This window comes from Microvirga lotononidis (genome assembly GCF_034627025.1).
Taxonomy (GTDB): Bacteria; Pseudomonadota; Alphaproteobacteria; order Rhizobiales; family Beijerinckiaceae; genus Microvirga; species Microvirga lotononidis.
Map to the genome: position 1 here is coordinate 66,105 of NZ_CP141049.1, position 15,795 is coordinate 81,899.

Genomic DNA, 15,795 nt, shown 5'->3' on the forward strand with positions numbered 1-15,795 from the left:
CACTGAGCTTCGCGGAACATGCCGGAGATGCCGGCTCGATCGACGGCCCCATCACCGGTGAACCGCCCGCCCAGGCAAGCGCTCGATCCGCAAGCCGAACAGACCTCCGCACGATCCTGCTTTGATTGGCAGGGCATTCATTCATACAACGAGGCGCGAGAAGGTCCCAGTCTCGAATAAGGACGGCGGTGGCTGCTTTGAACGCCGGCCTTCGGCCAGAAGCCAAATCGCAAATCGATCCGCGATCGGATGTTTGGCAAGGGAGGGACGCAGAAAGGTGAATCGACTGGCAAGGGCTCTGAAGCCCCACGGCGCGATCAGACGGCCGCTTTCAATGTCGGCCTGTGCGAAGGCCCAAGCCGTCACGGCAACGCCGAGGCCACCGGCCACCGCTTCCAGCAGGTAGGAATTGTGCTCGAAGGAACGCTCAGCCGATGGCGGGAGCGCGAGGCCGACATCTGCGGCCCATTGGTCCCATCCCCCGGGGAACGTCTCGCTATGCAGCCGCGGCAGGCGAAGAACTTGCATCGGCGTGCCTCCTGCCGTTTCAAAAAGGGCGGGAGACAGCACGGGGCCAAAGGCATGGTCGAGAAAGGCCGTTGCTTTGAGCCCAGATGGAGCGGCGCCTTTATGGAGCCGGATCGCGGCCTGGACGCCGCTATCGCCAAACTCCACCGGTCCATCGTCTTCCACAATCCGGACCTGAATCTCCGGGTTTGATGCAACAAAATTCGCAAGGCGCGGAATAAGCCACTTCATTGCGAATGTGCCTGGTGACGAGATGATAAGGTCCTCGCTCGCGTCAGTTCCAGGCAGTGCCGCAGAAATCTGGTCGAAGGCCGCTGAAAGGCTGGCGGCGAGTTCACGTCCCGTCGGCGTGAAGGTGAGGTTGTGCCGCGGCCCTGTCAGCAGTTTCGCGCCCAACTGTTGTTCGAGTGCTTTGATCTGACGACTCACAGCGCCATGCGTGACGCAGAGTTCTTCTGCCGCGCGCACCATCGAACCGGCCCGGACAAAGGCCTCGAAAGCCTGCAGAGCCCTCAGAGAGGGAAGGCGACGTCTGACCATGTGACCTCAGCTCACAGCATGGGGCGGCTTAATCGATTGCCGAGTGAACGGCAAGGACAATAGAAGGCCTGATCATCTACACCGTCGCATCAGGGGAACTCAGTTCATGGCCAGCTTTGTTGAACGCTTTACTGATCTTGCAGGTCGTCGATCGCCGCTTTGCTTGGGCCTCGATCCGTCGGAGGAATTGCTCGGACAATGGGGCCTCGAGAATGATGCCGAGGGCCTGCGCAGGTTCTGTGGGACGGTGCTGGAGGCGGCGGGCGACCTCGTTGCAGTCGTCAAACCGCAGATGGGCTTCTTCGAACGCCTTGGTCCCAAAGGCTTGAACGAACTCGCTGTCGCGACCGCGCAGATCCGAAGTCAGGGTTCGCTCTGCCTGATCGATGCCAAGCGGGGCGACGTCGCCGGAACGATGGAAGGTTATGCGGTCGCCATGCTCGGTGCCGGGAGCGGTTTCGGTGGTGACGCGGTGACGGTCAGCGCCTATCTCGGGTTCGGAGCGTTGCAACCGATGTTCAGTCGCGCGATCACCTTGGGGGCGGGCGTGTTCGTGGTGGTGCAGTCCTCGAACCCGGACGGGCGGCTGCTCCAGGATGCCCGTCATCCGGACGGCCGCACAGTGGCGGAAGCCTTGGCCGACGACATCACGGCCTTCAACGCTTCCCAAGGGGCCGGTATCGGTGTGCTGGGCGCCGTGGTTGGTGCAACGATTGATCCGGCGGCGACGGCCATCATCGATCGTCTGCCGCAGGCTCTGATCCTTGCACCCGGCGTCGGAGCGCAAGGGGCTAACATGGCTGAGGTGGGCACTAAGTTTCGCAGCGCACAGGGACGCGTCCTCCCCTCGGTATCTCGCGCAATCCTTCGCCATGGCCCAAGCCTTGTCGGGCTGCGCGATGCGATCGAGCGCTATCGTGAGGCGGCCTGGTCAGCGTGCGATGCCGAGCCTTCCCTGGCGGTGTCGTGAGGGCATGCGCGCATAGTAGTTATTCGTGGATGAACATGAAGGCCGTCCGGCTGTTCGCGCCAGCAAGAACGGCTCTCACCCCATCGCACATAGTGGGTGTTTCGCTTTTACGTCAGGAGAGCTGAGGCAATGCCAATAGACGAAATCCCGGCTCTCTTGCCGCGCGCTCGAGGTCATCAGTTTGTCCTCTACGGCGACTCCTGCTCCGGCGTGCCCGGTGCCCTGTATGAAAGGACGTTCGCCTCCGTCAACGCAGTGATCCGGCGGCTGCGGCCACAGCCGGAATTCATCCTGTTCCCGGGCGACGAGATCATTGGCCTCACAGCCGATGCCGACGCGCTGCGGGCGCAATGGCGGTATTGGCTTGATCGCGAGATGAGCTGGCTCGACCGCGCGACCATCCCACTCTGGCACACCACGGGGAATCACACGACTTACGACACGATGAGCGAGAACGTGTTCCGGGAAGTGCTCGACCTGCCCCGGAACGGGCCGCCCGGGCAGGAGGGTCTGTCGTACTGGGTGCGCCGCGGTGACCTCCTGCTGGTCTTCGTTCATACACTCTGGACTGGCCTGGGCGGGGAGGGCCACGTCGAGACCGAGTGGCTGGAGGGCGTGCTGCGCCAGCATGCGGAGGCCCGGCACAAGCTGGTTCTGGGGCATCATCCGGTCTACCCCGTCAACGGGTTCTCAGGCCCTTATCAGCGCGAGATCGGTCCCGAGCATGCCGGCCGCTTCTGGGACATCCTGGTGGAGGCGGACGTGCTCGCCTACCTGTGCAGTCATATCCTGGCCTTCGACGTGCAGGTGCATCGGGGCGTGCTCCAGATCTGCACGGCAGGAGCGGGAACGGCGCACCGCATGCCCGAAGGCGTCGAGTATCTCCACTGCGTCCAGGCGGCTCTCGACGAACATGGACTGCGCTATCAAGTCCTCGATACGGACGGGACCGCGCGGGAACGATTGACATGGCCGATGGCACCGTTCACCGCCGAACGGTGGCGGGACCTTGCCAGAGGAGAGGGCCTTGCACCCATCACCGGACGACTGCAATCGGGCCGCAAGATCGAGTTGCGCTTGCGAGGCCGCACGGCAGCCGAGACGATCCGCTCGGCGCAGACGCTGCTATCCGCCTTCTCGCCGGGAAGCATCGCCCCGATCTGGATCGGGTTGCAGGGACCGCGGCACACCCTGACCCTGATCATGGGGCGCGAGCCGGGCCGGAGCCCGCATTACTTGATCGGTCCCAGCTTTCCAGCCGGCGAAAACTTCGACCTGCATCTCGCGATCAACCCCGACATCGGGCCGGGCGGTGTCCTGTACCGGCCTTGGGGCGAGGAGCGATGGACCTCGCTTGCGGCCGCCTCCGCGACAGGGCTGGAGACGCTGCAGTGGCCGGGCCGCTGGAGCGTCGGGCACGGTCAACATGGCGGCGAGGACCGACCTTTCGCCGGACCGGAGCTGACGGTTTCGTTCGCTATCGGCTAAAGGTTCGGCGAGTTGGTGACAGCACCCAGGGAGACTTCAATGCGCTCAGACGTGATGGACGAGGTGGCGACGATCCTGCGCCAAGCCGCTGCCGAGGCCATCCTGCCGCGCTACCGGAAACTGCTGGCAGGCGACGTCGAGGAGAAGACGCCCGGCGAGGTCGTGACCGTCGCTGACCGGGAGGCCGAGCAGATCATCAGCCCCAAACTCGCAGCGCTCCTTCCCGGCTCACGCGTCGTCGGAGAGGAGGCTGTCGCCTCGAATCCGTCTCTCATGGACGGGCTGGATGAGGGGCACGTCTGGCTCGTCGATCCGCTCGACGGGACCCCCAACTTCGTCGCCGGCTCAGCTGCCTTCTCCGTCATGGTCGCGCTTCTGCAGGATGGGCGGACGATGGCTTCGTGGCTCCTCGATCCGATGAGCGGCCAGCTGTCGGTGGCCTCTCGCGGCGATGGAGCCTTCATCGATGGTGTCCGGGTTCACACATCGACGGCATCTTTGACCGTCTCTGAATGCCGCGGCTCCGTGCTCACGCGGTTCCTGCCGGAGGAGATCAAGGAGCAGGTGGCGGTGGGATCGCCCGGGCTCGCTGAGGTGCTGCCAGGAGCCAAATGCGCCGGCGTCGACTATCCCTCGATCATCCGGGGCTCTCAGAACTTCCTGATGTTCTGGCGTCTCCTGCCCTGGGACCATGCCCGTGGAGCGTTCCTCGTCGAGGAAGCCGGAGGGCATGTCGCCCGCCTTGATGGATCGGAGTACTGGCCGTCGGATCAGCGGCCCGGCCTGCTCATCGGCCAGAACCGCGAGGTATGGGATGTCGTCAGGAGCACCCTCCTAAATGGACAAGGCGAGTGAGCGGGTCCTTCCATCCAGCGAGGAGCCTGCCGGACCTCGGCCTACCGACCGACCGCATGCCGGAGGCTGAGGTGGCCCTGCGCCTGGCCGAGTTCATCCTGTCGCTGCCGGGCTCGGGAGCTATGGCCAGCGTCGCGATCGACGGTGCCAGCATCAAGGTCGGGGACGCCGTCATCTTCGACATCGGGCGCTTCATGGCCGGCACCGGATGGGAGCCAATCAAGGAGCCGCAGGTCTGCCGGAACGCCTGGACAGGCGCGTATCGGCGCGGCGACAAGACCATCCGCGTCCACTCGCGGCCGGGCGAGGGTGACGTCGTCACCACGGTCGACGGCTGCCGCATCGTCGCCGAATGCAAGAAGGGCCCACTCATCCGAAAGCCCGGCAGCCCGGAGTATCCGCTCCTAACGGCAGCCCTCGGCCAAGCGCTTCTGTTCGAAGTCTCCGCCGACGACGTCGTGGTCGCGGCCGTGCCGGACACGCCTGTATTCCGCCGGCTGGCAGAGGTCTGGAGGATCCGTCCGCTCGTCAGACGGGTCGGTATCCGGATCGCCCTCGTAGCGCGTGACGGGGTGGTCTCGGGGCTCGATCTTTAGCCGGCACGGGAAGCCTCATGGCTGGTTCAGTCCTCAAGGCTGACTAACGCCGGCAGCGCTCGTCTAACCTCCGGCGGCCAGAGTTAGGCCCTTGCCTCTCTCCGACGAATCCGGCGTTAGTCAGCCCAGCTTGCTGCGATGGCGAAGCCGAGTGGACCGGGTGTTTGAGCTGGAACAGGAATCGATGATCAAGAGGGGCCTAGAGCGTCGGGTCGAGCGTCTGTTGTCGGGGGAACGTCGCCGGGACGACCTGCACGAACTGTACCTCGCATTGCGGGAAAACCGTGGGACCGGCGACAGCGTGCGGGAGATCGGTGACTTCGTGGCGCATCGCGCGGAGCGAAAGAAGGGCCCGGTGACACAGGTCGTACGGGACGTGTTCACAAGCGCCGACGTCTGGCTCGGGTCGCTTATGGGCAAGCCACGGTCCTGGGCCGATTTCAAGCCGGCCATCGAGGCCAACCTGCGCATTGCCTCGAACGAACAGGTCAACGCGCGTCTCGGGCTCACGCGGGAGGTCGCGAGATCGGCTGCCGTTCAGGCCATGAAAAAGATCGACAAGGTGCAGCCTCTCACCGAGCGGGAGGAGCGGGTCCTCCTATACTTCGGAGGAAGCTTCATTTGGAATCCCGCTTTCACCGACAAGACCGTCTTCGACGAGCTGAAGGCGGCCCTGATCGCGGCCGACCTGATGGACAAGGCGGACGAGCAGCGTCTGGAATCGATCAGATCGTACCTCACCCTCTACGTCATCGCTCTGATGCATGGATCGAGCATCGTATTCGGCCAGAACCGCAGAGCAGAACTCAGGGCGGGGTTCGACAACAAGCAAAGGTGCCTGGAGGTCAAGGCGATCCTGCAGCTTCAGGAGGCACTGGCGATCCCGAAACCCGTGATCATGCCGTTCTGTGTGTTCTGGACAGGTCTCACGCCGGAATCCCACTGCAGCGACCAGCTTGTCCGAAGCAGAGGTCTCTGGGAGGATCTCGTTGAAGTCGCCGACGATGGACGGTTGACCCAGGTCGATTGAAGCGAGCTCACCGCAGACTGGTTAGTCACTCGAATTTCGGGTCGTCGCGATGGCAGGCCAGGAGGATGGCAGAGCCGATAAGCCGCGTCTTCTGGCGCGATCCGACGAAAGGGCCGGGTGTAGGTCCAGTGCGGAATGGGACGGTCTTCTCGGGGACCGCGCATAAACTGTCACTTGCATGCTCCGGCCCGGAACCGAGCGGCCCGCGCGACTCGTCTGGCTCACGACGCCAGCGCCTCGCGCCCGCCCCTCAGGGGCTGTGCCGGGACGTAGACGAGCCGCCGGTGCCAGTCGCACCAACTGGATTCGTCAGCCGTTGGGGCTCCGCAACAGACGGCGTTGCGCGTGTCCTCCGAGACGATGAAGCGGCATTGCCGCGCTCGGATCCTGAGGAGTTTCGTGCGTTGTCTGGGGTCGGGCTCTTGCATGACGGGCACCTATGGCACGGCGGGGCGGATCAACGGAAGTCCCTGGTCGCGATCCGGATGGCGGGCACCTCGGAGGGATCCGTCGCAAACTTTTCGTTTCAGAGTTTCAGCTACGGTGACCATAGTCACAGGAGCGGAGACAGGGATGTTCAAAGGCAGGCATTTTGATTGGTCGGTGATCCTGCTCTGCGTCCGGTGGTATCTGGCTTACAACCTTAGCCTCCGAAATCTGGAGGAGATGATGGCCGAGCGGGGGATCTCCGTCGATCACGCGACCATTCACAGATGGATTGTGCGCTACTCGCCCGAATTGCTGAAGCGGTTCAATCGGTGCAAGCGAGCCGTCACCGGCAGGTGGCACGTCGATGGTGTGTCACGAACACATTTCTGAAGGAGGAGATGTGGAGCTGTACAAGAGATGAGGGTTGGCCCCTCGAGGTCTGCGGTCAGGTGCCGGCCTCAAACCCCTGCAAGCTGCGGCCGTCAAGAGCGACCGTGGTGAGCGTTGCAGCCAAAGGCGGGATCCTAATCCCGTCAGGTACGATCCGGAGAGGCGAGCGAAAGCGAACCGCTGATGACGTGTCGAAATGCCAAAGATGATGTCAAAACCGGGGGCTCGTCTACCTCCCGGGATCAGTTCGGGGGCTGTCCTGAAGACTGCCCGAGCGACATCCGGCATGTAGGCGGCGCGAAGCCGGATCAGGCTCTTGTATGGAACGTGAGAACCTGTCGCCCCGCTGCCAAGGGAGACGTCCAAGCGGTAAAACCCGCAAGGATCAGAGTACCGATGCGGGGCACAGGGGCGGAGCAGCCCGTAGTAGGGAGGAAGGTTCTGTAATGGGACTGGACCGAAGGGGCTGCAGTGTTCCGCCGCGGCGCAGAGCCAACCGGTAACGGGAGGAGCTCTGTGACCACGGCAAAGCCGTTTCCCATCCCGAAGCGGGAAGTCTGGGAGGCCTTCCAGAAGGTGAAGGCCAACCAGGGAGCGGCTGGCGTAGACGGACAGTCGATTGCGGAGTTCGAGGCTGATCTTGCGAACAACCTCTACCGGCTCTGGAATCGCCTGTCCTCAGGGAGCTACTTTCCTCCTCCGGTCAGACGGGTGGACCTTCCCAAGGGCGATGGACGGACCCGACCATTGGGCATTCCCACGGTCGGCGACAGGATCGCCCAGGAGGTGGTCAAACGGTATCTGGAGCCGATCCTGGAGCCTGTCTTCCATGACGACTCCTATGGATATCGCCCCGGCCGATCGGCGATCGATGCTCTCCGGCAGACCCGCCAGCGCTGCTGGCGGTTCGACTGGGTGCTCGATATCGATGTCCAGAGTTACTTCGACAGCATCGATTGGGAGCTGCTGCTCAAGGCGGTTCGTCATCATACGGACTGCCCATGGGTGCTGCTTTATATCGAGCGCTGGCTGAAGGCTCCGGTCCAGATGCAGGACGGTAGCATCGTCCCGCGCACGGCAGGCACGCCTCAGGGTGGGGTGATCAGCCCTGTCCTGGCGAACCTGTTCCTGCACTATGTGTTCGATGTCTGGATGGCGCGGAGCTTTCCGGCCATTCCGTTCGAGCGCTACGCGGACGACATTATCTGCCACTGCCGCAGCGAAGAGGAAGCTCGTACGCTGTGGAGGGCCCTGGAGGTCCGCTTTCGGACCTGCGGGCTGGTTCTTCATCCGGCGAAGACGAAGATCGTCTATTGCAAGGACACGAACCGGCGCGGCAACTATCCGGCCCAGTCGTTTGACTTCCTCGGCTATCGCTTTCGGCCGAGAAAGGCAGCCTGGCGTGGTGGTCTCTATGGCACGTCCTTCCTGCCTGCGGCCAGCCCGAAGGCGCTGAAGGCCATTCGGCAGACGATCCGAGGGTGGGCGTTCCACCATCGGACCGACAAATCCCTGGCGGATCTGGCGCGGATGTACCGACCGTACATCCAAGGCTGGATCAACTACTACAGTCACTTCTACAAGTCGGCACTGACTTGGACTTTGCATCGCATCGATGCCTTCCTGATCCGCTGGGCCTGCAACAAGTTCAAACGGTTGCGCCGGCGGCCCAAGGGCGCAAGGGAGTGGTTGGCGCGGGTGATCCGCGTCAATCCGCACCTGTTTGCGCACTGGCGCTTTCTGCATGGAAATGGCCGAACATCGGGAGCCGTATGACGCGAGAGTGTCACGTACGGTTCTAGGAGCGCGCGGGTGAGATTCCCCCGCGCGACTCGCCAGACGTATATCAAGGTGCGCGGGCGTTGGACGTATCTCTACCGGGCCATCGACAACCATGGCGACACGGTCGAGTTCTGGTTCAGCGAACGACGGGACCTCGTTGCTGCCAAACGGTTTCTGCGCAAGGCGCTCAAGCGGCACGGCCGACCCGAGCGGATCGTCATCGACGGCAGCCAGACCAATCGGGAAGCCATCCTGTCGTGTGATGCCGAGAGCCGGCTGCAGCCAATCAGGATCTGGCAGAGTGCCCACCTGAACAATCGCATCGAACAGGATCATCGCGCCATCAAACGCCGTGTGCGCCCCATGCTCGGCTTCAAATCCGTTGCCAGCGCCCGCGTGATCCTGGGCGGCATCGAGCTGATCCATATGATGCGCAAACAGCAGGCGAAATATGCCTGCAATCAGCGGCTGTCACTCGCCGAGCATTTCGAGCGGCTCGCTGCATGAGCGCGTAACGAAGACCTGCCATTGTCGCGTCCCTACTCCGGATTTGCGACGGAACCGCTTGTAGGCGATCGACATGCCTCTCGGGATGCCTGTTCCAAGCTCCCGCGCCCGTTGTTCGACGGTCCTTGTTGTGAATCCAACCTTGACGACAGTCCTGCCGTTCACGGTCATGTGTGGATCGAGAACGTATATCCAACCTGCTGTCATGCCTGCGGGACTTATCTCAAGATGCTTGAGGCAGCAATCCTATGCGACTCCCGCTTTCGGTCCTCTTGCGGCCGGAAGTCTGTCGTTCTCATCCACGATCATTTGAATTCTAGCGAACCATTCCCGTCCCAGTTGCTGCTCCTTCTTTGGGTCAGGCCCATGTTGGTTCACATTGAAGGAAATCTCTCGCACGGGCTTCTCCATATCACGGACGTGGATGCGAAGAACCATACGTTGGAGCACCTTTGTTGATACCGAAGTGGTCTTTCCGCCAGTCCCGCCGACAATGGCACCTGCAACGCCAAAGGCGGCACCGCCCACAAGAGCGCCCGTGATGCTCCGCGAGGAAGAGGTCTTGATGATCTCGCCCTCCCCAATGTCGAGCTCGGCACCGAAAACGTCCTCGTAGTCGAACACAGACCAACCCATCGGGCTACCGATCGCCAACTGGCGTCCTTTCGGATCGACCGCCAATAAGCCATGATCCTTCGTGCCGAGGTACGGTTGTGCCGGGAAGCCTTCCGGCACAAGTGTTACTTTCCGACGCTGCTCCTCCTGCGCCTTGAGCGCACGTTGGCCTTCGGGGCTCTTCGACCACTTGCGCCTCTCGTTGAGAGCCCAGACGATGAGAGCCGTGATCAGGCCAGCAATTCCAATCAGCGTCCACACGATCCACGGCGTGCTGGTGATCGTGTTCCAGAACCATCTGGCGACAATGAGGATGACGACGAGGAGAATGGCTAAAGGCATGACAAATCTAGGAAAACTGACACGGGTTCCTCACCCTATCAATCGGGGCTTTCTTGGGCCTGTGGTCATTCCTTCCCTTTACCCAGGTGCAGTGGAGTCGCTTATGATGCAGGCTCATTGGGTTGACCCTGCGACTGCGGAAACCCGTCAGCGCAATAAACCTTGCCCGCCCCTGCGCCGGCTCGCATGATTCAAGGATGGAAACTTAATTTGGAGGCCTGATGACCCAGACACCGCACAATCTTCGATGCCTAGCTCAAATCGGGATCTGTGATGGCGATCTGGTTGGTTTCCACATCCGCCATTTAGAATTACGCCGCCTGAGTCTGAGTGCTCCGATCAAGCCACCGATCTTCCCTGTTCATCTCTGGTGAAGCGTAAAATTATTGTCTGAGAAGCCAGAACGCTACCCTCTGGAGTGATCGAATGGTGATCCCCTTCCTTGAAGAAATGTTGCGTGATTCCAGCAAACGTTTCCGGCGGAAGGGGGTACTTCGCATTCGGGTTATGGAAGATTTGCAGCTCATCTGACCAGAATTCGGTGTAGTTCTGATCACTAACCTCCACCTGGAACGGAATCCCCACAATCGCATTAGGATCCGGGTTGAACCGGTATCCGACCCGGAGATATCGGTGACCAGGTGGTGCAAATCCGGCCACGACACCCATCCGGTCGAATTTTGCTAATGTTCCAGCATTGGAGAATAGGACCGCCGAAACATTCTCTGCCCCAGGAAGATCGAAGAAGCCTGACGGAACGGTCTTGTTCCCGTACCGGTGCTCTGGATTTTTCGTTGCCCTGACTACAAGCTTACCTTCAATTACTTCCCAATCTACACGATGACCATAGAGATACGGCCACAACGCAGAGTGCGTGTAGCTCATCGATCCGGGTTCTTCCATTGACCCAGGCTTATGAAAATCCGCCACGGCCAGGATGAAGGGTTTGTTGGCTGTTTCCCCGCGGTCCCAATAACTCTCGCCAGCCTTGTTCTTCTTGTTCAACTTACTCGTCAGACTGGATCCGAATTTCATCGGCATGTAGTGAGCGAGAAACTCTCGCAGTTCATCCGCTGTTTGTGGGTCGGGGTGCTGCGATAGTGGTCCAGCCGTTGAGGGGGACACCACAGTCGCCTCGGCCGTGAACGCAACGCCGGGAGCACTGCAAAGGAAGTCAGGTGCTTCAGGCTGCTCAATATCGAAACCCAGCTCGCGGAATGCGGCCCATAAATAGAGTTCCCAGAGGCGCTGATCGAACTGCTGAAACTGGAACTCATGTACAAAGTGAGGGTCCGTGGGAGCCAACCAAGGTCCAAGCTCCTTGAAGACAGCTCGCGCAGGTGTCCGCGCTGGATCATCACGGAGAATTTTGAAGAAGGGATGAAGCTTTGCTTCGTCTTCTCCAACTGCCACCCTCAAGAGATCAAACGGCTCGTTGGGCTCATCGCCTTGATAGCCAACGTCCTCGATGTTCCCATTCTCAATCGTCTGCGCGATGCTCTCCCGCACACGCTCAATGGCCAGCTGTTCGCTGGTGAAACTTACATCGACCTTGATACACCGGAAACGGCCGACCCGGTCGCGAGCTAAGAGCATCCACCCATAGTCATTGTCGATACGATCGCGGAATACTAAGCCGAGCACCCGTTCCTCATGGTCCGACCAATAAGAGCGCTCCTCGGAGATAATCCGCGTGGGAGCCATGCGAGCCCCAAGAGCATACAGGTTGAAACGAGCAGGGTTGAGCGGCTTGCTCAGAACGTCTCTCTTGGCTCGTGCTTGAGCTTTTCGCTTCGCCTCACCCATGGCTGCCACCTGCCCTTTTCTTCCTAGAAAATAAAATTGGGCGGCAAGCAATCCAAATGCTTACCTGTCGCCTGTACCTGACGGATCACGAGTCCTTGATCGTCGTGTTCGGATTCGCCTTCCCATGCTTCGTAGTGACAAAGCGGCCAGAACTCGCGCTGCGGTAAGTGCCGCCCGTCGATCCCCCACCACGAGTTTCTCTCACTGTGGTTGATGGACTGCGCTTACCGTGCGTCGCCGTCACAAAACGACCGCTGATCGCACTGCGATAGCTGCCCCCGCCACCCTTTCCCTTTGCCATTCTCATTCCTTCCTTCGATATTTGATTTCCATTCAACCCATACTAAGGCTACCTGTTCCGCATTTTAGTTGTCAATATGACAAAATTCGTTTACAAAAGCAGTCAGTCCATTATCGTCCCATTGCCAGAGGCCGTTCGTGTCACCAGAAACACGCCACTTGATAGAGCTTACCGATGCAGCATTGGCTGCCGATTACACCCGTGTCAGGCGGGCGGCGAATGCGATTGCTCGCGAACTGGCTGAAGGTGGAGATCTCGAAGCTGCGCACGAGTTGCGATCGCTCCTCCGCAAGAAGGGCGTGCCTCTCAGAGCCTCTGGCTATGTGGAGCAACTTCCGGTCGACACAAAGTCACGGCTGCCTCTTGTCGAGGAACAGGGGTGGCCAAGTACGCCAATCCTTCTAAACCGCACGGCGGGGGCGACGCTACAAGATTTCATATCAGACGTGCACCATGTCGAGGAGTTAAGCCGCCAGGGCCTCTCTTCGCGCCTATGCCTTCTACTCTCAGGACCTCCAGGCACAGGTAAGTCACTCTTGGCTGGGCACGTTGCCTCCGCGCTGAAGCGTCCATTGTACGTTGTCCGGCTCGATAGCATGATTTCGTCCCTCCTGGGGGATACTGCCAAGAATGTTCGGGCCATCTTCGACTTTGCGCCCGCAAAGGGTGCCGTCCTGTTCCTCGACGAAATGGATGCGGTAGCAAAGTTGCGTGACGATCGTCATGAGCTTGGAGAATTGAAGCGTGTCGTGAACACGGTGCTGCAGGGTCTCGATGCCCTTGACGACCGAACCGTCGTGATCGGTGCAACGAACCACCCGCAACTGCTTGATCGTGCGATCTGGCGGCGGTTTCCCTATAAAATTAGCCTCGGCTTCCCTGACCGAGATGTCCGAACGGAAATGTGGCGCCACTTTCTGTTCTCCGATCAGCAGCACGAAGCCGCACAGCATTTGGCAGAGATCTCGGATGGTCTTTCTGGTGCTGATATCGAAACGATCGCACACACCGCGCGTAGGCACTCTGTACTAACCAAGCGAGAAATCGACTTGGCGGGCGTGGCTGAAGCAGTTGTCAACAGTGAGTCCGGAGTTCCGATGCTTCCTCCCCGAGAAATGCTTTCTCCAGACGCCAGGCGGGATCTTGCATTGCGTCTGAGTGCGAAAGGTCTCAACGCTCCAAAAATTGCGGAACTTCTTGGTGTCACGAGACAATGGGCTCTCAAGCTCCTGAAGAATGAGGAGAGGGGCGATGGCTGAAAACCAAGGACAACCTCTCCTTCGACCAGCATTGCGCTTAATGATCGAACCTGTACCGGATCCCGTAGAGGGCCGCGGCAAAGGTAGAACAACAACCAAGCTGGACCGACTTGAGGAGCAGCAGGAACGCTTGGTGAGACGGCTGCAGCAGCTTGACCGGCGTCGGGAAAATCTCACTCTCCACGGAGGCAAAACTCTTCTGATCGTTCGCATGTTTGACGACTCCCTCGCGCAAACACACACGCCCACAGATCTATTTGACTTAGAAGCCGGCTGCCGCTTTGTGGCACCTCGCTCTGACGGTTATCTCGTCGAGGTAGAGGTTGCAAAGCTGCAGGTGCTCGCAAGGCGAGTCGCCCAAGCACCCAATTGGGCTGTGAAAGCCGACATTTCTCGAGTTGAGACAATCAGGAGATTTCAACAACGCGAGGTACTGAGAGGGAGAACACTCGACCAGCTCTGGGACCGGGCGATGGAGGATGAGTCCGGACGCTACTTCCTGATGTGGCTGCGACCCTACCACGATGACGAGGCGCGAGAAGAACTCCTCAAGTCATTCCAACGTCTGACTCAAGACCGCGTGATAGTACCGGTCCTGAGTGCACCTCAGCCTGAGGCACCTGTGGAGCCTCAGCGCGGCATCGCGAGTGGGGCCCGGTTACGAACGACGAGCATCACAAGAGCAATGGGCAACTACCGGCGAACCCGTGGCGTAGGGCGGGCTGTCGTGAAACTTGCGAGCCAATCCGACCTGTTACGTCTTGTCGCCTCGGGAACGGTATTTCGACTCGACCCGGTGCGGCCTGTTCGGGTGACTTCCGGTCAGCCCGGGGTGACAGCGATGCAGGTTCCAGTGCTACATGATGCGCCCGTCGTCGCCGTGATTGATGGAGGCTTGCACGATCCCGCCTACAAGGCAGCCGAAGCATGGTCCATGCCGCCGATCGTACCTGATCATGAGGCAGATCAGATGCACGGTAACGCTATCAGCTCGCTTATCGTCCATGGGCATGAGTTAAACAGTCATCTTGATCTGCCCGCTCTTGGTGCTCGGGTTGGCACTGCCCAAGCTGTGCCCCATCGCTCCAGCAACACCTTGATGAAGCCAGATGATCTGCTTGATATGCTGCAAGCTATGGCTGCCCGGCACCGCGAGGCACGGGTTTGGAACATGTCGCTGAACCTCGATGAGCTCGAAGATGAGCCCGAGCAGATGAGCGATCTTGGACATCAACTTGCGGGGCTGGCCCGGGCAGCCGGCGTTCTGCCGGTCGTCTCGATTGGAAACATTTCTGGTCAGAATGATGTTCTTTTGCCACCAGCGGACTGCGAGGCAGCACTCACGGTCGGCGGCCGTTTGGCTACCCGCAAAGGGGGCGTGGGGGCACACTGCCCAAGATGCTGCCAAGGACCTGGGCCTGAAGGTATGTTGAAGCCCGAAGTATCTTGGTTCTCGCGCCTAAGCGTGCTTGGAAATCAGCAGATGGTTGGCAGCAGCTTCGCAACAGCCATGGTGAGCGTGCTCGCGGCACACACGTTTGACCGTCTGCGGTCCCCTACCCCCGATCTCGTCCGGGCCCTCCTGATCAATCGTAGCGAACTTGATGGACACGACCCGAGGCTCGGCTGGGGCACCCCTTACGATGGAACGCCACCGTGGGAGTGTGCGCCTGGAACGGTGACAATGACCTGGCAGGCTACCCTCTTGCCCGGGTTGGAGTATCACTGGGACGGCATCCCGATTCCAGCTGAAATGTTAGATGGTGATCGAATAATGTGTGGAGCGACACTGACCGCTGTGCTCGAACCCTTGGTCTCCCCGTTTGCTGGGCCAAACTACTTCTCGACCCGCGTCGAGGTCGCCCTGCAGCACATGGGTGCGAATGGCAAGTGGCAAAACCTCCTTGGCACGATGAAGGAATCGACACTCGCCGAACATGATGCTCGGAATGACCTGAAGAAGTGGCATCCAGTTCGTCACGTCAAGAAGAACAAATTCAACAAAGGGGTCGGCGGCGGAGAGTTGCGGTTGCGAGCGCGTCTTTACACACGCGACCTTTATCAGCCCGGTCTTCCGAACCGAACAAACATGGCACCACAGAACGTTGCTTTTGTTCTGACGCTGAAAAGCCCAACCGCTGCTTCAACGATTTATGATTCCACCGTTCGCAATCTCGGAAGCTTCGTGGAAAGCGCCGTGTTCGAGCAGGACGTGACAGTCGTGAACGAGGTATAAATAGATTAGAGTGAGGGCATTGATCCGACAGTCGGCGGTCGATTAGGAGCTCAGTATTAAAATTCCTACCCTGCATCACAGGGTTACTGCTGGCAATGTCAGCGACAATCCTGTCATTCCA

At 60.2% G+C, this 15,795-nt stretch carries 12 protein-coding genes and 2 pseudogenes; 10 read left to right on the forward strand and 4 right to left on the reverse strand.

The genetic code is table 11. From position 1 onward, the window contains the following. Positions 1–141: 141 nt before the first annotated feature. Entirely contained in the window at positions 142–999 is an 858-nt protein-coding gene (locus U0023_RS23700; protein WP_322883825.1) for a LysR substrate-binding domain-containing protein, read from the reverse strand. A 112-nt stretch (positions 1,000–1,111) separates the two neighbouring features. On the opposite strand from U0023_RS23700, the gene pyrF reads away from it, so the two are divergent. From pyrF to U0023_RS23740, 8 genes and pseudogenes are all read left to right on the forward strand, one after another. Beyond that, complete coding sequence (pyrF, locus tag U0023_RS23705; RefSeq protein ID WP_210160973.1) at positions 1,112–2,038, forward strand: orotidine-5'-phosphate decarboxylase; 927 nt, start codon at positions 1,112–1,114, stop codon at positions 2,036–2,038. Positions 2,039–2,167: 129 nt separating this feature from the next. Further along, positions 2,168–3,526: a metallophosphoesterase family protein gene (locus U0023_RS23710; RefSeq protein WP_009488611.1), complete on the forward strand. Its 1,359-nt coding sequence runs from the start codon at positions 2,168–2,170 to the stop codon at positions 3,524–3,526. 39 nt (positions 3,527–3,565) lie between these two features. After that, positions 3,566–4,381 (forward strand): inositol monophosphatase family protein, encoded by an 816-nt coding sequence (locus U0023_RS23715; RefSeq protein WP_009488610.1) that lies wholly within the window; start codon positions 3,566–3,568, stop codon positions 4,379–4,381. Beyond that, the gene (locus tag U0023_RS23720; RefSeq protein WP_009488609.1) at positions 4,378–4,977 is read left to right on the forward strand and encodes a hypothetical protein; all 600 of its coding nucleotides are present in this window, start codon (positions 4,378–4,380) and stop codon (positions 4,975–4,977) included. Before U0023_RS23715 ends, U0023_RS23720 begins: the two co-directional genes overlap by 4 nt. A gap of 184 nt (positions 4,978–5,161) precedes the next feature. Beyond that, positions 5,162–6,007 (forward strand): hypothetical protein, encoded by an 846-nt coding sequence (locus tag U0023_RS23725; protein ID WP_009488608.1) that lies wholly within the window; start codon positions 5,162–5,164, stop codon positions 6,005–6,007. Between the two features lie 573 nt (positions 6,008–6,580). After that, positions 6,581–6,802, forward strand: a pseudogene (locus U0023_RS23730) (IS6 family transposase); the annotation flags it as partial. A gap of 540 nt (positions 6,803–7,342) precedes the next feature. Continuing rightward, positions 7,343–8,602 (forward strand): group II intron reverse transcriptase/maturase, encoded by a 1,260-nt coding sequence (gene ltrA, locus U0023_RS23735; RefSeq protein ID WP_009488605.1) that lies wholly within the window; start codon positions 7,343–7,345, stop codon positions 8,600–8,602. 60 nt (positions 8,603–8,662) lie between these two features. Continuing rightward, a pseudogene (locus U0023_RS23740) lies at positions 8,663–9,115 on the forward strand (IS6 family transposase); the annotation flags it as partial. Here the strand turns inward: U0023_RS23740 and U0023_RS35605 are convergent. From U0023_RS35605 to U0023_RS23750, 3 genes are all read right to left on the reverse strand, one after another. Then, positions 9,080–9,322, reverse strand: coding sequence for a GIY-YIG nuclease family protein (locus tag U0023_RS35605; RefSeq protein WP_154660861.1), 243 nt, complete (start codon positions 9,320–9,322; stop codon positions 9,080–9,082). The pseudogene U0023_RS23740 and the gene U0023_RS35605 sit on opposite strands and share 36 nt — an antisense overlap. A gap of 39 nt (positions 9,323–9,361) precedes the next feature. Continuing rightward, a complete protein-coding gene (locus U0023_RS23745; RefSeq protein ID WP_009488603.1) occupies positions 9,362–10,072 on the reverse strand; it encodes a hypothetical protein in 711 nt (236 codons plus the stop codon). Between the two features lie 339 nt (positions 10,073–10,411). After that, complete coding sequence (locus U0023_RS23750; RefSeq protein WP_009488601.1) at positions 10,412–11,878, reverse strand: hemophore-related protein; 1,467 nt, start codon at positions 11,876–11,878, stop codon at positions 10,412–10,414. A gap of 438 nt (positions 11,879–12,316) precedes the next feature. Here U0023_RS23750 and U0023_RS23755 point away from each other — a divergent pair, with 438 nt between their 5' ends. Both U0023_RS23755 and U0023_RS23760 read left to right on the forward strand, forming a co-directional pair. Then, the gene (locus U0023_RS23755; RefSeq protein WP_040637710.1) at positions 12,317–13,438 is read left to right on the forward strand and encodes an AAA family ATPase; all 1,122 of its coding nucleotides are present in this window, start codon (positions 12,317–12,319) and stop codon (positions 13,436–13,438) included. Then, complete coding sequence (locus U0023_RS23760; protein WP_009488595.1) at positions 13,431–15,674, forward strand: S8 family peptidase; 2,244 nt, start codon at positions 13,431–13,433, stop codon at positions 15,672–15,674. The genes U0023_RS23755 and U0023_RS23760 overlap by 8 nt, the downstream gene beginning before the upstream one ends. Positions 15,675–15,795 lie beyond the last annotated feature (121 nt).